This is a genomic window from Alcaligenes sp. SDU_A2 (assembly GCF_038237375.1).
In the GTDB taxonomy this organism is placed as follows: domain Bacteria; phylum Pseudomonadota; class Gammaproteobacteria; order Burkholderiales; family Burkholderiaceae_B; genus Alcaligenes.
The window spans coordinates 2770608-2788567 of sequence record NZ_CP151273.1; the positions used below are offsets into that span (position 1 = coordinate 2770608).

General features: G+C 59.2%; 17 protein-coding genes and 1 tRNA gene. 6 read left to right on the plus strand and 12 right to left on the minus strand.

Annotation, left to right across the window (positions count from 1 at the left end):
* Positions 1-150 precede the first annotated feature (150 nt).
* From AADW57_RS12780 to cysS, 6 genes are all read right to left on the minus strand, one after another.
* Positions 151-243 (minus strand) — tRNA-Ser (locus AADW57_RS12780).
* Between the two features lie 60 nt (positions 244-303).
* Positions 304-1557, minus strand: coding sequence for an aspartate kinase (locus tag AADW57_RS12785; RefSeq protein ID WP_341667276.1), 1254 nt, complete (start codon positions 1555-1557; stop codon positions 304-306).
* Positions 1558-1774: 217 nt separating this feature from the next.
* Entirely contained in the window at positions 1775-2881 is a 1107-nt protein-coding gene (gene tilS / locus AADW57_RS12790; protein ID WP_445819148.1) for a tRNA lysidine(34) synthetase TilS, read from the minus strand.
* Positions 2853-3818 (minus strand): acetyl-CoA carboxylase carboxyltransferase subunit alpha, encoded by a 966-nt coding sequence (locus AADW57_RS12795; RefSeq protein ID WP_341667277.1) that lies wholly within the window; start codon positions 3816-3818, stop codon positions 2853-2855. Before AADW57_RS12795 ends, tilS begins: the two co-directional genes overlap by 29 nt.
* A 27-nt stretch (positions 3819-3845) precedes the next feature.
* Complete coding sequence (locus AADW57_RS12800; RefSeq protein ID WP_341667278.1) at positions 3846-4517, minus strand: DNA-3-methyladenine glycosylase family protein; 672 nt, start codon at positions 4515-4517, stop codon at positions 3846-3848.
* A complete protein-coding gene (gene cysS / locus AADW57_RS12805) occupies positions 4502-5944 on the minus strand; it encodes a cysteine--tRNA ligase (protein ID WP_341667279.1) in 1443 nt (480 codons plus the stop codon). The genes AADW57_RS12800 and cysS overlap by 16 nt, the downstream gene beginning before the upstream one ends.
* Before the next feature lie 246 nt (positions 5945-6190).
* Here cysS and AADW57_RS12810 point away from each other — a divergent pair, with 246 nt between their 5' ends.
* The 3 genes from AADW57_RS12810 to AADW57_RS12820 all read left to right on the plus strand — a co-directional run bounded on the left by AADW57_RS12810 (position 6191) and on the right by AADW57_RS12820 (position 8320).
* Positions 6191-6838 carry a tetratricopeptide repeat protein gene (locus AADW57_RS12810; protein WP_341667280.1) on the plus strand — a complete coding sequence of 216 codons (648 nt, stop codon included), beginning with the start codon at positions 6191-6193 and terminating at the stop codon, positions 6836-6838.
* A 170-nt stretch (positions 6839-7008) separates the two neighbouring features.
* Positions 7009-7518: a peptidylprolyl isomerase gene (locus AADW57_RS12815; protein ID WP_341667281.1), complete on the plus strand. Its 510-nt coding sequence runs from the start codon at positions 7009-7011 to the stop codon at positions 7516-7518.
* On the plus strand, positions 7478-8320 hold the full coding sequence (locus tag AADW57_RS12820; RefSeq protein WP_341667282.1) for a UDP-2,3-diacylglucosamine diphosphatase: 843 nt from the start codon (positions 7478-7480) through the stop codon (positions 8318-8320). Before AADW57_RS12815 ends, AADW57_RS12820 begins: the two co-directional genes overlap by 41 nt.
* Before the next feature lie 4 nt (positions 8321-8324).
* Here AADW57_RS12820 and AADW57_RS12825 read toward each other — a convergent pair whose 3' ends face one another.
* The 5 genes from AADW57_RS12825 to AADW57_RS12845 form a co-directional block, all read right to left on the minus strand.
* Positions 8325-9623, minus strand: a complete 1299-nt coding sequence (locus AADW57_RS12825) for a type II toxin-antitoxin system HipA family toxin (protein WP_341667283.1) — start codon at positions 9621-9623, stop codon at positions 8325-8327.
* On the minus strand, positions 9620-9925 hold the full coding sequence (locus tag AADW57_RS12830; RefSeq protein ID WP_341667284.1) for a helix-turn-helix transcriptional regulator: 306 nt from the start codon (positions 9923-9925) through the stop codon (positions 9620-9622). The genes AADW57_RS12825 and AADW57_RS12830 overlap by 4 nt, the downstream gene beginning before the upstream one ends.
* A gap of 890 nt (positions 9926-10815) precedes the next feature.
* Positions 10816-11679 carry an undecaprenyl-diphosphate phosphatase gene (locus AADW57_RS12835; protein ID WP_341667285.1) on the minus strand — a complete coding sequence of 288 codons (864 nt, stop codon included), beginning with the start codon at positions 11677-11679 and terminating at the stop codon, positions 10816-10818.
* A 23-nt stretch (positions 11680-11702) separates the two neighbouring features.
* Positions 11703-13283, minus strand: a complete 1581-nt coding sequence (locus AADW57_RS12840) for a TerC family protein (RefSeq protein ID WP_341667286.1) — start codon at positions 13281-13283, stop codon at positions 11703-11705.
* Positions 13284-13342: 59 nt separating this feature from the next.
* On the minus strand, positions 13343-14134 hold the full coding sequence (locus tag AADW57_RS12845) for an inositol monophosphatase family protein (RefSeq protein ID WP_341667287.1): 792 nt from the start codon (positions 14132-14134) through the stop codon (positions 13343-13345).
* A gap of 108 nt (positions 14135-14242) precedes the next feature.
* Between AADW57_RS12845 and AADW57_RS12850 the strand changes: the two genes are divergently transcribed.
* The 3 genes from AADW57_RS12850 to AADW57_RS12860 all read left to right on the plus strand — a co-directional run bounded on the left by AADW57_RS12850 (position 14243) and on the right by AADW57_RS12860 (position 16842).
* The gene (locus AADW57_RS12850) at positions 14243-15088 is read left to right on the plus strand and encodes an RNA methyltransferase (RefSeq protein WP_341667288.1); all 846 of its coding nucleotides are present in this window, start codon (positions 14243-14245) and stop codon (positions 15086-15088) included.
* A 6-nt stretch (positions 15089-15094) separates the two neighbouring features.
* A complete protein-coding gene (gene cysE / locus AADW57_RS12855) occupies positions 15095-15937 on the plus strand; it encodes a serine O-acetyltransferase (RefSeq protein WP_341667289.1) in 843 nt (280 codons plus the stop codon).
* Positions 15938-16071: 134 nt separating this feature from the next.
* Positions 16072-16842, plus strand: a complete 771-nt coding sequence (locus AADW57_RS12860; RefSeq protein ID WP_341667290.1) for an IclR family transcriptional regulator — start codon at positions 16072-16074, stop codon at positions 16840-16842.
* Positions 16843-16951: 109 nt separating this feature from the next.
* Here AADW57_RS12860 and AADW57_RS12865 read toward each other — a convergent pair whose 3' ends face one another.
* Positions 16952-17788 carry a mechanosensitive ion channel family protein gene (locus tag AADW57_RS12865; protein ID WP_445819207.1) on the minus strand — a complete coding sequence of 279 codons (837 nt, stop codon included), beginning with the start codon at positions 17786-17788 and terminating at the stop codon, positions 16952-16954.
* Between the last annotated feature and the right edge of the window lie 172 nt (positions 17789-17960).

Consider the following 17960-nt stretch of genomic DNA (forward strand, 5'->3'; position numbering starts at 1 on the left):
CTACCCCCTGTTTATGGGGCAAAGCCTGCGGATGGAATGGTGTAATCAACCGCGCCTGATGAACGACCCTCCCCCGTTTACGGGGTAGCGCCCAACTATTGAACAAAAAGAAAAAGCCCCTGAAAAATCAGGGGCTTAATTCTATCTAGCTGGCGGAGACGGAGGGATTCGAACCCTCGATACGGGTATAAGCCGTATGCTCCCTTAGCAGGGGAGTACCTTCAACCTCTCGGCCACGTCTCCAGCTCTAGGAAAGAAGCTACTATAGCATTTTAAAAAAACCAATGCAAATAGCAAAAGGAATTATTTTTCCTGATCCAGCTCGAATGTTTTGTGCAAGGCGCGCACCGCCAGTTCCATGTACTTATCGGCAATGATGACCGAGGTCTTGATCTCGCTGGTGCTGATCATCTGGATATTGATGCCTTCCTGCGACAGCGCACGGAACATGGAGCTGGCCACGCCTGCGTGGTTGCGCATGCCGATGCCGACAATGGAAACCTTGCACACGGCGTCATCAAAGACAATTTCACCGGCACCCACGGCAGGTCCGATCTGTTGGGTGAGCAAATCGCGGGTGCGCAGCGCATCGTTGCGGCTGACCGTGAACGAGAAGTCCGTGGTGCCTTGCACCGACAGATTCTGCAGAATCATATCCACTTCGATATTGGCTGCGGCGATGGGGCCCAGAATGGAATAGGCCACGCCGGGAGTATCGGGCACGGCGCGCAGGGTGAACTTGGCTTCATCACGGCTGAAGGCGATGCCCGAAACAACGGCAGCTTCCATTTTTTGATCTTCCTCGAAAGTAATCAGCGTGCCCGAAGTCATTTCTTCTTCGAGCGGAATCAGGGGGTCTGTCAGAGAGGACAGGACGCGAACGGGAACCTGGTATTTGCCGGCAAATTCCACCGAGCGGATCTGCAGCACCTTGGAGCCCAAAGAGGCCATTTCCAGCATTTCCTCGAAGGACACCACTTTCATGCGGCGAGCTTCTGGAACCACGCGCGGATCGGTCGTGTAGACGCCGTCCACATCGGTGTAGATCAGACATTCGGCCGCCTTCATGGCTGCCGCCACGGCCACCGCCGACGTATCGGAGCCGCCGCGTCCCAGCGTGGTGATGTTGCCTTCTTCGTCCACGCCCTGGAAGCCGGTCACGATGACCACGCGGCCTGCATCCAGATCCTGGCGGATGCGGGTATCGTCAATCGAGCGGATACGAGCACGCGTATAGGCGTTGTCGGTCTGCACAGGAACCTGCCAGCCGGCGTAGCTGCGCGCTGGAACGCCCTGCGCGGCCAAGGCCATCGCCAACAAGGCGCTGCTGGCCTGTTCGCCGGTAGCCGCCAGCATATCGAGTTCGCGGGGATCGGGTTGGGGACTGAGCTCTTTGGCCAGGCCCAGCAGACGGTTGGTTTCGCCGGACATCGCCGACGGAACCACGACCACCTGGTGACCTGCCGCATGCCATTTGGCAACCCGGCGCGCCACATTCTGGATGCGCTCGATCGAGCCCATCGACGTGCCGCCATATTTGTGTACGATCAGGGACATCTTTTACTCTGCATCAAAGGGCTTAATGTCTGGAATAGACACCAAAACGATCTATTTTAACGATTTTCTGCTATTGCGCTTGGGCTTGAGCCGATAGACCAGAAAAAAAATCAGGATGCGGCAAAAATATAAAAACTGTCGGGCCGCTGCCCGACCAGCCAGCATCGCCCGGGCAGGAGCATTTCCTGCACAGCCCGGCTCTAGGGCGCGAGGTGGATCACTGCGTCACGGAGACGGGCTCGGCCGGCTCCACTTGCACACGACCGCGTACGCAACGGATTAGCCACGGGCCATGCTTGAGCTGCAGCTGGCGATCGTGCCCCAAAGCGTGAACACCCCGCAATTGCCGCATCAGCTCGGTCAGACGCGCCTGCGAAGGCATCCCTATCCCCTGCCCATGAAGCCAATGGCGAAGGACCAACGCCTGACGGGCTGGCTCCAGCGCACGCCAGGCCGCCAAACTGAAACTGCGACCGTCATCGCCCAGTTCCAGGGTCTGCAGGTCCTGTCGGGCAACACTGTCCAACACATCGCGGGTTTCCCGACTAAGATGCGCCTGGCGCTGCAGCACAGCCTGCCAACCCGGCCAACGCGCATTCAGCACGGGCGTCAGCAGTTCGCGCACGGCACCGCGCGTGTAATCGGGGTTCAGATTGGTGGGGTCTTGCACCGCCTGCCAGCCGCAGGCGGCCGCAAAGCGTTCGCCGGCCTGCAAAATACCGTGGCGCGGCTGCTCCAACCAGGGACGCCAATACCGTAGTCCGTCGCGCCGGGTACACGGGGACATCGCCCCCAAACCCGTCGGCCCCGCTCCACGCAACAAACGCAAGAGCACGGTTTCTGCCTGATCGTCCTGATGATGCGCCAGCAAAATATCGCCTACACCCACAAAATCGGCCAGTTCAGCCAAGGCACGATATCGGGCGTCCCTAGCGGCGGACTCCATGCCATCGGAGCTTAATGCTTGGGCACTGAGCTGCACGCGCACACTATGACAGGGACGGTACAAATACCGGGCCAAAGCATGAACCCGCCCTTGCCACTGGTCCGCCGCCATCTGCAAGCCATGATGAACATGAAAAAAATGAAGTTCGATCCCACGCTGTCTGGCCCATACATGCGCATGAACAGCCAGCATGGCCGAATCGGCACCGCCGCTCAGACCCAGCCCCAGGCGATGAGTTGCCTTAAATGGCAGGTTCTGGGCCAAGGCCTGCAACAACGCCGGATCTGGCTCGAAGTCCAGTCCGGCCAGATCCCGCCCTAAAGGGCGGGTACGACGCACAGAGGCATCGTCAGCTGCGGACTTCCTGGAAGCGGCCATACGCCAGCAAACGCTCCATACGCTGCGCCAGCAATTGTTCGGTGGACAGGCCCGAGACCTGACGCAGCGCGTCGGCCAAAGCACGGCCCAGTTGACGCGCCATCATGGTGGGGTCGCGGTGCGCGCCGCCTATGGGTTCATTGATGACCCGATCGACCAGATTCAGCTCTTTCAGACGCGAGGCCGTAATGGCCAGCGCCTCGGCGGCTACGGGAGCCTTATCGGCGCTGCGCCACAAAATCGACGCGCAGCCTTCGGGCGAGATGACGGCATACGTGGAGTACTGCAACATGGACACCACGTCGCCCACGGCAATGGCCAACGCCCCACCCGAGCCGCCTTCCCCGATGATGGTGGAGATAATAGGCACACGCAGCTTGGCCATGGCAAACAGATTGTGGCCAATGGCTTCGGATTGGCCACGCTCTTCCGCCCCGATGCCGGGATAGGCACCGGGCGTATCCACGAAAGTAAAGACGGGAATGCCGAATTTCTCGGCCAGACGCATCAGGCGCAGAGCCTTGCGATAGCCTTCGGGGCGAGGCATGCCGAAATTGCGACGAGCGCGCTCTTTGGTGTCACGGCCTTTCTGGTGGCCAATGACCATGCAGGGCGTGCCGTTAAAGCGCGCCAGGCCACCGACGATGGCCAGATCGTCCGCATACATGCGGTCGCCATGCAGCTCGTGAAAGTCGGAGAAGATCTCGCGCACATAGTCCAGCGTGTAGGGCCGCTGCGGATGGCGGGCCACCAGGGCTGTCTGCCAGGGCGTGAGCTTGGCGTAGATATTCTTGGCCAATGTCTGGCTTTTTTGCTGCAGACGGCTCAGCTCTTCTGAAATATCCACAGCGGAATCAGACTGTACGTAGCGTAGCTCTTCGATCTTGCCTTCGAGCTCTGCCAGCGGCTGCTCAAATTCCAGGAATGTATTTCGCATTGTCGGGTCTTAAGGTTTGGGCCTAATTTAATATCGTACAGCAACCGTGTTCAGGCTGCGCCACAGATGCCAGGTCGCCACCGTACACCACGGTGCCCAGGCCTGGGCTACTTCACGCGCTTCAAACCGGGAAACCGGCTCGCCACTGAAATAGTGCTGGGAAATTGCCTTGAGCAGACCGGCATCGTCCAAAGGCAGGACGTTGGGCCTGTGCAAGTTGAAAATCAGAAACATATCGGCCGTCCAGCGGCCTACGCCGCGAATGGCGCACAGGTCGGCAACCACTGCCTCGTCGGGCATGGCCTGCCAAGCCTGAGGGTCGATTTTACGGGCATCGAAGTGCAAGGCCAAATCGTGAATGTATTCCACCTTGCGCTTGGGCAGCCCAAGAGCACGCAGTTCGTCCGGCGACAGCGCCAGCAAAGCGGCTGGGGATAGCGGCTGCCCACAGCGCTCGAGCAAACGCTGCCAGAGCTGGTCGGCCGTGCGCAACGCCACCTGCTGACCGACGATGGAACGCGCCAGCGTCATGAAAGCGGGTGCCTGATGCTGCAACCAGTGTTCGCCATGCTGAGGAATCAGCTTGCGCAAGATGCGGTCGCGCCGCATCAGTTGCGCGCAAGCCTCATCCCAATACGCCGGCTTGCCGACCAGACGCACCTGGGAATCAGCCAAGGAGCCGGCTATGCCCTGCGCCATTGCGTCGCTCCACCTGGCCGGTCCTCGAGTTCGATACCGTGCTGTTTGAGCTGGTCGCGGATGGCATCGGCCCGGGCAAAATCGCGGTCTTTCTTGGCCTGGGTGCGCTCGGCCACCAGGGCGTCGACGGCATCGCCGTCCAGCGTGCAGGCGGCCGCATTGCCCAGGTAGCGAGAGGGCGATTGCCAGTACATGGCAGGATCAAGCTGCAACAGACCCAGCACGCCGCCCAAGGCACGCATCAAGCCGCTGGCCTGGGCGTCCTGGTCGCGGTTGGCCTGCCCGGCCAGCTCGAACAGCACCGCCACGGCACCAGCCGTATTGAAGTCGTCGTCCATCGCCTGCGCGAACGCCAGCGCCGCTCCTGCAGTCCAGTCTATATCCACCGGCGCAGCGGGCACATTCTGCAGCGTCTGATACAGCCGGTCCAGCGCATGCTGGGCATCGAGCAGATTATCCGGCGCGTAGTTCTGCAGGCTGCGGTAGTGATTGCGGACAATGAAAAAGCGCACCATCTCGGCTTCGCGCGGATTGGCCGCATAGCTGCTTTGCTCATCGTTCAGGCCGTCCGGCGCGATGGTGTCACGGATACGCCGGAAATTGCCCAAGGATTTGGACATTTTTTCGGAATCCACCATGAGCGGGCCGCAATGCATCCAGACATTGGCCAACTGGCCGCCAAAAGCGCCTTCGGTCTGGGCGATCTCGTTCTCGTGGTGGGGAAACTTCAGGTCCGGGCCACCGCCATGAATATCCAACGGCAATCCCAGCAAAGCCTTGCTCATGGCCGAACACTCGATATGCCAGCCTGGACGCCCAAGGCCATACGGAGATTCCCACTTGGACTCGGGCGGCTCTTCGTCCTTGGCCGATTTCCAAAGCACGAAGTCGAGCGGATCGCGTTTGGCCGAATTAAGCGCCACACGTTCGCCGGCACGCAAATCGTCCAGGGAACGCCCCGACAACTTGCCGTAACCGGGGAACTGGCGCACGGCGTAATTGACATCGCCGTCTTCGGACTGATAGGCCAGGCCGTTTTCCTGCAGCTTGCCGATGATGCCCAACATATCCGGGACATGCTGGGTGGCGCGCGGTTCGGAGTCCGGGCTTTGCACGCCCAAGGCCTTTTCATCGGCATGCATGGCGGCAATATAAAAGTCGGTGACCTCGGACATGCGCTGATTACGCTCGACCGCGCGACGAATGATCTTGTCGTCGATATCGGTGATATTGCGCACGTAGCTGACCTGGTAGCCGCTGGCGCGCAGCCAGCGCTGAACCACGTCGAAACTGACCAGCATGCGCGCATGGCCAAGATGACAGAAGTCATACACGGTCATCCCGCACACATACATGCGTACGTGGCCCGGCTCGACGGGGGTGAACACCTCTTTGGAGCGTGACAGCGAGTTATAAATGCGCAACATGGGCTGTAATCGTCATAAAATCGAACTTTTGTGCCAGGGACTATGATGCTGGCCAGCTGTCCGGATTTCCCGCCCTACAATGGGCAAGGTTAGAATGATGGTCGTCAAGTATAGCAAGCAGACCTCGTTAAAGGCAGCAATCAACCAACCTTCCTGGTCTCCAAGCCAGATTTTATAGGCGCTCCCGCTGTGTTCAGTACACCTAGACGGAATCGGTTTCTTGCTCCCTGCGCGCTAGCCCTCTTTATGGCTGCAACGCAGGGCGCAATCGCCCAGCCCCATCCACCCGCCCAGGTCGCACCCGCGCCCACCGCTGCGGATTCGCGCGTCAACGACCCGTTGCTGGATCTTCCCCGCGAACAAGAACGCGGCTGGAAAGGCCTGGCACGCGCTCTGGACGTATTGTCCCCCGGCGTGGACACATCGGTGCCGTTGGGCGCAGCAGAAATCAGCAAGCGCATCAATCGCCTGATCGCCCAAGGTCGCTACGACGATGCGCTGCAAGCCATAGAAAACCGCCTCAAGCAACGTGAAAGCAGTGGCGAACCGGGTGCCGATGTGCAATTGCTGTTCCTGAAAGCCCGTGCCTTGTCAGGCAGCGGCCAGCACAACAAGGCCATCCGCATCTACCAGGACATGACCACCTATTACCCGGAGCTGCCCGAGCCCTGGAACAACCTGGCCGCCGAATACATCGCCCAGGACAAGCTGGACATGGCGCTGGAGGCACTGAAAATGGCCCTGACGGCAGACCCATCGTATGCGCTGGCCCGCAACAACATGGGCGAAGTGCAACTGATGCTGGCCAATGACGCCTATCGCAAGGCGGCTTCCGAAGGCGTGTCCAATGCGGCCCAGCGAGCAGAACAAACCAGCCGAATTCTGCAACAATAAGGCTTTCACTGAACGGGACTTCCCGCTTGCCTATGTTTGCCACCGCTTTTCAATGGAATGCGCAGGCCCGACGCCTGCGCACTCTCGGTATTGCCGCCTGTCTGGCCATGTCCGCCATGGTCAGCGCACCTGCCGCGGCAGATTCTTCAACCCCCTCCCAAGGTACATCCATGAGCACTTCCCCGCGCGTCAAATTGCAGACGAACCAAGGCGATATCCTGATCGAGCTGAACGCCGACAAGGCTCCCGACACCGTCGCCAACTTCCTGAATTACGTAAACAGCGGTTTTTACGACGGCACCGTGTTTCACCGTGTCATCAATAACTTCATGATCCAAGGCGGCGGTTTTGAAGCCGGCATGAAGCAAAAGCCCACCGAAGCCCCTGTCAAGAACGAAGCCGACAACGGCCTGAAGAACAACAAATACACGCTGGCCATGGCGCGCACCTCCGATCCCCATTCGGCCACGGCCCAGTTCTTCATCAACGTCGCCGACAACGACTTCCTGAATTTCACCGCTCCCACCTCCAATGGCTGGGGCTACGCTGTCTTCGGTCAGGTCATCGAAGGCACGGAAATCGTGGACAAGATCAAGACCGTGCGCACCGGCAACAAAGGCTTTCATCAGGACGTGCCCGTTGAAGACGTCGTCATCGAAAAAGCCACTGTCGCTGAATAAGCAAGTCCTGCCCGGTATCGTCTGGATTGCCGCCGACCTGCATCTGGGTCCGGACAATCCAGCGACTATCCAGGACTTTCGTGCCTTCCTGGACAAGGCACAGGCACACGCCGATGCCTTGATCCTGTGTGGCGACATCTTCAACGCCTGGATAGGCGACGACCAGACGGCCCGACCTGCCGCCTGGCTTAACGAAGTCAGTCAGGCGCTGCGCCAGTATGGCGAACACCGCCGCCTGTACCTGATGCGCGGCAACCGCGATTTTCTGCTGGGGCAGGCCTATGCCCGCCATGTTCATGCCACGCTACTGCCCGACCAGATCTTGCTGGACACCAGCGCAGGATGCATCCTGCTCTCGCATGGCGACGAATACTGCCTGGACGACCCCGCCTACCAGCGTTTTCGCCGCTGGGTGCGCAAACCCTGGCTGCAAGCCCTTTACCTGGCCTGCCCCTTGAGCCTGCGACAGCGCATTGCCGACACGGCGCGCGCGCGCAGCCGGCAAGGCAATCGCTACAAGGCGGACAGCATCATGGATGTCAGCCCAAACGCCATCGAACATGCCGCAGCCACCCACTCCATCGTCGCTTTGGTACACGGCCACACCCACCGCCCGGCTCGCCACGCCATTGCCGGCCAGCCCGGCACACAACGCTGGGTACTCCCCGACTGGGACCACCCCAACAGCCATGCGGCACGCGGTGGCTACATCAGCATTGACGGCACCCGCGTGTGCCTGCATCAATGGGGCCAGGCCGATCTGTGCCAGACCATGACAACCGCTAGTGAGCAGCCGGCCTGATTCATCAGCGCGTCAACGCCAATCCACCCTGCAGGCGCTCCATGACGGAGCGTTGCATAGACTCGGGTGCGTCCTTGAGCAAAGCCGGCCATTGCGCTTGCGCCTGGCGCACCCGCTCGCGCGCCAGACGTACGTAGTGCGATGCCCGCGACACGCCCGCCTTGCGAATCAAGGCTTCCAGGTCATTCCAGCTGAACTGGCGCAACTGCTGATCGATACGTCGGTTGACCGTGTAATCTTGCGCCCCTACCGACTCGAAAAAAGCAGTGACGCAGACTGGATCATAAAGCGGGGCAAGCTGGGGTTGACGAGCATCCGGGTAGACCAAAGCCCAATTCTTTAAATGCGCATCGGTATTGCCCAGCAAAATAAAAGCGACGAAACGCAGGATGAACTCTCGCAGATCGTCCACCCGCTGGCTGGACACTGCATCGAGCACCCGCAAAATATCGGCATAATCATCCAGGCCACGGCCATATTTATGTCGGGGCGAGAACCCCAGCACTTGAGCAAACTCCTCCATATGGATGCGTAGGCCATCCGCCCCCCGATCAAAACGAGGCACCGCCAGAATATGCTCGAATGGCACGGCCTCGGGCAGCTCGGCCTGTGCCCGCGAAATAATGCTGGCTTGCGCGCAATCCAGCCCCAAAGCCCGACACAGCTCGTAGCCCGAATACTCGTTGTGCACCAGATCAGGGTGGCGTGACGTCGGCAATTTCAGGATGGTGGACCCGGCCAGCCCGTGGCGACGCACGATATAGCGACGGCCATCGTAAACAGCCGAAAATTTGGTTACGACCCCAGGCAATGCAGCAGCATCCTCGACCGGATCTTCGACAAAGCCAGGTTCCAGCACATCCAGCCCCAGCGCGGTATGCCACAGCCGGACCGCATCGGGGATGCCCTCTCGCACAGGCACGGGTTCTACTTCCAAAGCCCCCATCAAATCATGGCCCGCAGCCGCCAGTAACTCAAACTCGTCATCGACCGAGCAATGGCGCTCATGCGCCAGACGGTCACGGTTGTGGCCTTCTGGCAGCAAATTGGCAAAATAACTGGGCCAGCGCCCATCCGTGCGAACCAGACGAGTATCGCGCGGCGCAGCCAAAATAGCCTGTGTCGCCGCCTCGTCCTGTCCGACATACGCCAGTGACAATACCGGACGCATGGGATCGGCAATATAGTCCTCATCAAATGACACCCGCAGAATATCCCCATACTGGGATAAGTACCCTATCGGGCGGCGGCGGCGATCCGGCAAATGCATCCACATCCGCAGATACTTGATCGAGGTACTCATGATTTTTTCCGCAAGCTATCGGCCAGAGACAACGGTGCTGCCGCACCGACATCCTGCGCCAGATACCGCCCACCTGAAGCCAGAAAAGCTTCCAGCTCCTTGCGCAGGCCTTTAGGGACCACCATGTAATGAGCGCCCAGCACACGCGCCAGCTCCTCCAGGGTAGACAATTGCGGATCTACCTGGCCGCGCTCAATCTTGCTGACCGTCATCCGCGACAAACCGGCCAGACGAGCCAGTTCCGCCTGCGTCAAGCCGTGCGCCTTGCGGAGCCGTATCAAATCCTGAATTAAGCTAATCATGGATTGCTTTTCCTATTATTTGATAACCAAGATTATCAACACAGGAACAACAAGTCAAAAAGATAATCAAGACTATCAAAATATCAAAAAAGATAATCTAAATTATCTTTTATAGGAAAATACAGAAAGACCATCAGGACTACAACGCGCTCTCCCTTCGGTCTACGCAAGACAAAAAAGGCTCTTCGAAGAATTCCGGGAGCCAATTTACCAAATCGATGAGGAACTGGTTTTTTGAAGACGCCATTCAAGACGCAGCGCGCTCGGACAGGGCTGATAGCTTGCCGGCGCTGCGCGCCGGTACCCTGGTCGGGGCGCATGGACGGGCGCGTCGTTAACTCCGGCGGGTTACTTGTCCGCCGGACAAGTAACAAGCGCCGCCGTCAAACAGAACGACGCTTGCACCCCGTCCCCACGCCCCGCCTGCGGCAAGCCATCCGACCCGCCCCGCCCGAGCGCGCTGCGCCTTAAACGGCTCAAAATACCGATGACATCGCCCCGGCTATACATAGTCATACCCAACAGACCATTAAACGGATGGCTGATATCTTGTACGACATATACGGACGTCCTGCCACTTGGGCCAAGCACAGCGGTGCCGTTCTCGCCAGGTCGGCCACAGCGGGCCGGTGGACGAATCACCCGGCAAGTTCACGCCCCGGCATCCTGACCAGGGAACCCGCGCGCAGCGCGGGCGAAGGCCCCAGCCAAGCCGGCCTGCTGCCGTCGGCCTGGCGAGAACCCAAGTTTCTGTCCGTTTGGCCCAAACGGCCCGCCTACTACGAAGGAATCCCCGGCATTTAGCGAAGAACCAAAAAAAACCCAAGCAGACTACCGCCTGCCTGGGCTTCAATAAGATGACGGGCAGGCCTACCTACCCGCAGGAAGAATCAACGGGCCAACAACCAGATCAGCACGACCACGCCCAAGGCAATCCGATACCAGGCAAAAGGCCGGTACGTGTGGTTGGAGACAAAGCGCAACACCGCTTTGACCAGCACTAAAGCGCTCAGAAAAGCAGCAACAAAACCCACCACAATGGCCGAGGTCTGATCGGCGCTCAGCGCCGAACCATTGCGATACAAATCATAGACAGTCGCTGCCAGCATCGTAGGCATGGCCAGGAAGAAGGAGAACTCCGTAGCCGTCTTGCGTTGTATGCCTGCCAACATGCCGCCGATAATCGTGGCACCTGAACGGGACGTACCCGGCACCATTGCCACGCACTGCGCAAACCCCACTACCAATGCTTGCTTCCACGTAATTTCTTCCAGCGCAAACGCCGTGGCGCGCCTGGAGGTCGCCGTTTCTCCATCAGCAGGCGCAGGCGTATTCTTGGCAAACTCGGGCTTGCGTTCCACCCACAACATGAGCAAGCCACCCAAAACCAGGGTCACGACAAACACAATCGGATGGTGAAACAACGCTTTGACATATTTGATGGTCAAAGCCCCGATGACAGCCGCCGGCAGAAAAGCAATGAGCAGATTACGCGTGAACATGAGCTCTTTGCGTTCGCCCCGCAAGGTCCCCCCAATCAGTTGGATAAGACGCGCGCGGAAAATCCAGATAACCGCAAGAATAGAGCCGAACTGGATGACTACTTCAAAAACCTTATCATCCCCCGAGGAAAAATCGATCCAGCTTCCCAGTATCAGCAAATGCGCCGTACTGGATACCGGGATGAATTCGGTAAACCCTTCAATAATCCCCAACAGCAGAGCTTTCAGCAAATACAAAGTGTTTTCTGTCATGTGGCTTGAAATAAGAAAAAAACTTAAACAACCGACTCGTCGGCAAACATGGCCGGATCAGCCGGCAAGCGCTCCAGGCGCACCAATGCAATGCGCCGACCATCCAGCCTGTCGACGGTGAAACGATACAGCATACCTGCTTGCACCAACTCGCAACAATCACCCGCCTCGGGCAGATGCCCGAAACGCTCCAGCAAATAACCCGCCAGGGTCGCGTATTCTTCGTCCTCGTCAACCAGCCCGTCCACGCCCAGGACCTGTTCCAGATGATGCAGGTCGGTAGATCCGTCCAGCAGCCAATGATCCGGGGACTGCTCGACAATATCCGGGGACTCGTCCTCGTCGGGAAAGTCCCCCGCGATGGCCTCGAAAATATCCAGTGGCGTAACCAGACCTTCGATGGCACCAAATTCGTCCGTCACCAACACCAATTGACCACGGCTTTGCTTGATGGTTTCCATCAACTGCAAGATCCCGATGGACTCGTGTACAAACAAAGGCTGGCGCAATTGGTCCACACGTATGTGCCCATGAACCAGCAGGTCGCCCAACATTTCTTTGGCGCGCCCTATGCCGACCACCTCGTCGATCCCGCCACGGCATACCGGCAACATGCTGTGCGGCGCGGCAGTGATTTTTTCGCGCAGCACATCCGGGGCGTCCTGCAGATTGATCCACGTAATATCGTTGCGCGGCGTCATGACCGAGTGCACATTACGTTCGGACAGCGTCAACACGCCGCTGACCATATTGCGCTCCTCGTCCCCAAAGACCATTTGCGCGCCACTGGGCAAGCCCGGACCGGCCACCGCCGACTCAAAGATGGGGCGTTTACCCAACATGCGCAGCACGGCTTCGGCCGTACGTTCACGCATGGGGCGGCGCGCCTCGGCCAGCCGCAATTTACGGCGCGCCAACTGATTGATGACTTCGATAAGAATAGAAAAAGAAATGGCCGCGTACAGATATCCCTTGGGCACATGGACGCCGAAGCCTTCGACCAACAGGGAAAAGCCGATCATGAGCAAAAAGCCCAGACACAGAATGACCACAGACGGACGGCTGTTGATGAACGCCGTCAACGGCTTGGAGGCGACCAGCATAATGCCGATGGCAATAATGACCGCCGCCATCATGATGGGCAGATGGTCGACCATGCCTACCGCGGTAATGACGGCATCAATCGAGAACACCGCATCGAGCACGACGATCTGCGCGACGATGACCCAGAAACTGGCGTACATGCGCGAACCCGACGCATGCGCCCCCCGGTTGTCGATACGCTCGTGCAGCTCCAGCGTGCCTTTGAACAGCAAGAAGAAACCGCCCACGATCAGAATCAGGTCGCGGCCCGAGAAATCCAACCCGGCCACCGACAGCAAAGGATCAGTCAGTTGCACCAGGTGCGAAATGACCGTCAGCAGCCCCAGGCGCATGATCAGGGCCAGCGACAGCCCGACTATCCGCGCACGGTCGCGCTGGTGCGGCGGCAGCTTGTCGACCAGAATGGCAATGAAAACCAGATTATCGATGCCCAGGACAATTTCCAGGACCACCAGCGTCAACAGCCCGACCCAGGCCGTCGGGTCCATCAGCCACTCCATGTCAGTTCCCTTTCCCCGTCATTAAAAAAGAACACCCCGGCAAGCCGGGGTTTTGTATTCTAGTCCTGCAGATGCGCCAACATCTGGGTAAAGATCTTGGGGCTGGCCGCCAGCACATTGCCGGTTTCTTTCCATGTCTGTTCGCCATCGAAATCCGCGACCAGGCCGCCGGCCTCTGTGACCAACAGCGAACCGGCCGCCAGATCCCAGGGCTTCAGATTAATGGCGCAGAACCCATCCAGACGGCCGCAGGCCACATAGGCCAAATCCAGAACCGTTGCGCCGACGCGACGCACTGCCGCGCAGTCGGCCAGCATATCCGCAAACGGCGAGGTGCTTTTGACGCCCGCGCCTGAATCGGGGACGTGCGCGCCGATCAGCGCATCGTGGTAGCGGGTCAGGCCCGAGACGCGGATACGCCTATCGTTCAGGAACGCACCGCCACCCCGTGTAGCCGAGAAAATCTCGTTACGCGTGGTGTCGAAGATGACGGCTTGCATCGTCTGGCCGCGCTGCTGCAAAGCGATGGAAATCGCATAGGCAGGAAAGCCGTGGATAAAGTTCGTTGTGCCGTCCAGCGGATCGATGACCCACTGAAATTCGGGTTCGCCTTCGCCACGCGGCTCCAGGGGAGGACGCACACCCGATTCTTCGCCGATGAAACCGTGGTCGGGGTAGGCTTCGCTGAGGATCTCGACAATGGCTTCCTCTGCTGCGCGATCCACTTCCGTGACATAATCTTTGGGGCCTTTACGCGCAACCGACACGTGTTCGAGATCGAGACTGGCGCGATTGATAATGGTGCCGGCACGGCGAGCCGCCTTGATGGCGGTATTGAGCATCGGGTGCATGGAAATTCCGTTTTTTTAACAATAATTGAGCCTGCCTTGCTCGCCCTGACGCAGGACACGACTGCGTGGGCGAGCACAGGAAGTGCTGCTTCAAACCAGCTATTTTAAATGACTCAGACGCAAGCATCGGCATTTAACGATAATTTTGACCGGGTTCGCTTCATTATGGTGCAACCCAGCCACCCCGGAAACGTCGGAGCGGCGGCGCGCGCCATCAAGACTATGGGTTTTGGCCAGTTATGTCTTGTCGATCCCCAAGACCCACACGTCCAACACGATCCGCAAGCCATCGCGCTGGCCAGCGGCGCAACCGATGTGCTGGCCAGTGCCCGCATTGTTCCCACCCTGGCCCAGGCCCTGGAGCCCGTTACCCTGGCCTTCGCCCTGACTGCGCGGCCCCGCTACCTGGGCCCGCCGGCTGCCGATATACGCCAGACCGCCGAACTGAGCCGCGATCACCTGCGACAGCACACAGGCACCGTCGCCATCGTGCTCGGCACCGAGCGTGTCGGACTGGCCAACGAACACATAGACCAGTGCCAATATGTCTGCCATATCCCGGCCAACCCTGAATACAGCTCGCTGAATGTCGCCCAGGCGCTGCAATTGGCTGCCTGGGAACTGCGCTACGCCCTGATTGCCGATCACGGCGAACTGATTCCACACACTGAAGGCAAGGCCGACCCAGGCAAAGAACTGGCGACCCAGGACAAAGTGCAAGCCCTGATGGCCCACTGGGAGCAAGCCATCGAAAGCGTCAAGTTCCTGGACCCGCGCCACCCCAAGAAACTGGTGCCGCGCATGCGCCACCTGTTCACTCGCAAGCAACTGACCGTGGACGAGGTGGACATGCTGCGGGGCCTGTGCACGGCCATGATCAAGACCGCCCACGCAGCCGGTTTCCCGGTTCCCGAGGCGGCTTCTCCCAGCACGCCGCAAAGCATGCAAGAATAAGCACCTATGCTTAAACAGTTACGCGAAGACATCGCCTGTATCCTGCAGCGCGATCCAGCTGCACGAAGCACGCTGGAAGTGCTGACCTGCTATCCCGGCCTGCACGCCATTCTGGTCCATCGTCTGGCCCACCGCCTATGGAACAACAACTGGTTCTGGCTGGCGCGCTTTTGTTCGCACCTGGGGCGAATGCTGACCAGCATCGAGATCCATCCGGGCGCGCGCATAGGACGGCGTGTCTTCATCGATCACGGTTTCGGCGTTGTCGTCGGGGAAACGGCTGAAATCGGCGACGACTGCACCATTTATCAGGGGGTGACGCTGGGAGGGACCCGCCTGTACAAAGGCGAAAAACGCCATCCCACCCTGGAGAGCGGCGTAGTCGTAGGTGCAGGCGCACAAGTGCTGGGCGGTTTCACGGTCGGCTCGGGCGCGCGCATCGGCTCGAACGCAGTTGTCGTCAAACCCGTCCCCGCCGGAGCAACCGTGGTGGGCAATCCGGCACGCCTCATTGTCAAAGACCAGCCCGAGCAGGCCCAAAAAACGTCGCCCGCAACGGACTCCCCTTGTCAGACCTCTGTCTGGGACAGCGAGCCGCTACAAGACCTTCTACGCCAACGTCGCGCCGAGCCCGACATGAGCAGTGACCACCCTGCCTTTGAGGCCTACGCGGTCGGCGGCTCCAGCGACGATCCGGTCGCCAAAGTGCTGCACGAGCTGATAGACCACACGGCACGCCAGGACGCGCGCATACACAAACTGTGTCAGGCACTGGAAGAGCTCGGGCAACGCGTCGAAAATGGTCAGCAACCCCTGGACGCAGAGCGCCTGAACAAAATGGTGCAGTAAAGCACCGGCAAGGCAGATGCGCAGCACAAGGTCCCATACCCCGCAAAACAGACGACCACCTGATGGACACCTGAGCCCGACGCGTTTATTCTTACCTAAACCATTTTTCGGTCAGCAACAGCGCGTTTCTATTCATGGACACATCCGATATCGTCGAGCCAACGGACATGGCTGGCCCCCGCACCTTGCAACGCGGTCTGCTGGTGCTCAAGACGTTGCAAAATCATCAAGGCAAAGGACTCAGCGTAACCGATCTATCGCGCGCTACCGGTCTGCAGCGCCCCACCATTTATCGCCTTCTGGCCGCACTGATGGACCACGATCTGGTCCAGAGCAGCACCCATAGCCGGCGCTATACGGCCACCCGCCAGGATCATGGCCTGCTGGGCCTGGACCCCCGGGTCACGGTCATGCAACCGATCATGCAGGAACTGGCTCAGTTGACCGGCGACGCTGTTTTTCTGGTGGGCCGGGACGGCGACGATTCCATCAGTCTGTGGCGCGAGATCGGCCCTTACCCGGTACAGATTCTGGCCACCTACGCGGGAAAGCGACAACCGCTGGGAGTGGGTTCGGGAGGGATGGCTTACTTGGCCAAACTAGGCGATGACGCCGTCGACCAGATCATTGAGCGCAACACCGGCCTGCTCGATCAATACGGCGGCATGACTCAACGTGAAATGCGCCAACTGGTGGCCAACACCCGCATACGTGGCTACTCGGTCGTAGGCAACTATGCCGTGCGCGGTGCCCTGGGGGTAGGCGCGGCCTTGTGCGACCATAAAGGACGCCCGATTCTTGCCATGAGCATTACGGCCATTACCGAACGCATGCCGGCACCCCGCCAGAAAGAAATCGCCAGCCTGCTGCGCGATGCCCTGGATTCGGTGGCAGGCAAGTTCTAGCCTGATACCACCCGACAGTTGCTCTCTGTGGCCCTGCAGGAATAATCGGAACGGGCCACGCATAAAAAAACCTCGCCCATATGGGCGAGGTTGACAACAACAATAACGATCAGGCCGCTTTTTCGGACACCGGCGATTTCAGGATTTCGCGCACCGGCACCGGCGTCTGCAAGCCGGCGCGATTCAAGACCTGTACCGCCTGACGATACAAATCGTGGCGCAAGGCCCAGAAATCATCCGCCGTCGCCCAGGCACGCATATTCACGGTAATGACGCTGTCCTTGTATTCCATGGCCATGACTTCCGGAGCCGGGTCTTTCAGAACCTTATCGTGGCCGTCGAGCAGTTCCTTGAGCAGATCGATGGCGCGGTCCAGATCGTCCCCATAGCGCACGCCTACGCCAATATCCAGGCGACGGGTGGCATTGCGGCTGTAATTGATGATGGGATTGCCCCAGATCAGGCTATTGGGCAAAGAAAAATGAATGCCGTCCACCTGCACAAAACGGGTCAGGAAAAGTCCCACTTCCTGCACCGTGCCATCTCCCTTGCCCACGACCGACACGAACTCGCCGGCCCGCAAAGGACGCAGCATCAAGAGCATGATACCGGCCGCGATATTTTGCAGCGTTCCCTGCAAAGCCAGGCCAATTGCCAAACCGGCCGCGCCCAGAACAGCAATGATGCTGGCGGTCTGCACGCCAAAACGCGCCAGCACAGCCACCAACACAAAAATACGTATGGTCCAGACCGTCACGCTCTTGCTCATGGGCACGATCGTAGGATCGATGCGCGGAGAGCTTTTCGCCAAGCGCTCGATGGCACGCCCGGCCATGGACGACAGCCACCAACCGATGATCAGAATCAACAGGGCGATCACCAGATTCAGGGCAATGGCCTCGACGGCGGGAAACTCCACCATCCATGCTTTGAGTTTTTCCACTATCGACTCTCCTTGGCAATACAGTCATAAGGATCGCAGGGGCGATCCGACAGCCGCCATCATAGCCTTTTGGCCCCCCAGAACCCAAGCCGCCACCAGGCCTGGCCTTACCCACAAAAACTGTGGATAGATCACAGGAAAAACTGGGTAAATCGACAAAAGACCATTACAAAAC

Excerpts from the sequence above, each read along its gene's own strand:
- AADW57_RS12845 (WP_341667287.1), bottom strand. The coding sequence starts at position 14,134 with ATGCACCCGATGCTCAATACCGCCATCAAGGCGGCTCGCCGTGCCGGC.
- AADW57_RS12795 (WP_341667277.1), bottom strand. The coding sequence starts at position 3,818 with ATGCGAAATACATTCCTGGAATTTGAGCAGCCGCTGGCAGAGCTCGAA.
- AADW57_RS12800 (WP_341667278.1), bottom strand. The coding sequence starts at position 4,517 with ATGGCGCAGGGCATAGCCGGCTCCTTGGCTGATTCCCAGGTGCGTCTG.
- AADW57_RS12860 (WP_341667290.1), top strand. The coding sequence starts at position 16,072 with ATGGACACATCCGATATCGTCGAGCCAACGGACATGGCTGGCCCCCGC.
- cysE (WP_341667289.1), top strand. The coding sequence starts at position 15,095 with ATGCTTAAACAGTTACGCGAAGACATCGCCTGTATCCTGCAGCGCGAT.
- cysS (WP_341667279.1), bottom strand. The coding sequence starts at position 5,944 with ATGTTGCGCATTTATAACTCGCTGTCACGCTCCAAAGAGGTGTTCACC.
- AADW57_RS12810 (WP_341667280.1), top strand. The coding sequence starts at position 6,191 with ATGGCTGCAACGCAGGGCGCAATCGCCCAGCCCCATCCACCCGCCCAG.
- AADW57_RS12825 (WP_341667283.1), bottom strand. The coding sequence starts at position 9,623 with ATGAGTACCTCGATCAAGTATCTGCGGATGTGGATGCATTTGCCGGAT.
- AADW57_RS12830 (WP_341667284.1), bottom strand. The coding sequence starts at position 9,925 with ATGATTAGCTTAATTCAGGATTTGATACGGCTCCGCAAGGCGCACGGC.
- tilS (WP_445819148.1), bottom strand. The coding sequence starts at position 2,881 with ATGGCCGCTTCCAGGAAGTCCGCAGCTGACGATGCCTCTGTGCGTCGT.
- AADW57_RS12850 (WP_341667288.1), top strand. The coding sequence starts at position 14,243 with ATGACTCAGACGCAAGCATCGGCATTTAACGATAATTTTGACCGGGTT.
- AADW57_RS12785 (WP_341667276.1), bottom strand. The coding sequence starts at position 1,557 with ATGTCCCTGATCGTACACAAATATGGCGGCACGTCGATGGGCTCGATC.
- AADW57_RS12815 (WP_341667281.1), top strand. The coding sequence starts at position 7,009 with ATGAGCACTTCCCCGCGCGTCAAATTGCAGACGAACCAAGGCGATATC.
- AADW57_RS12835 (WP_341667285.1), bottom strand. The coding sequence starts at position 11,679 with ATGACAGAAAACACTTTGTATTTGCTGAAAGCTCTGCTGTTGGGGATT.
- AADW57_RS12840 (WP_341667286.1), bottom strand. The coding sequence starts at position 13,283 with ATGGAGTGGCTGATGGACCCGACGGCCTGGGTCGGGCTGTTGACGCTG.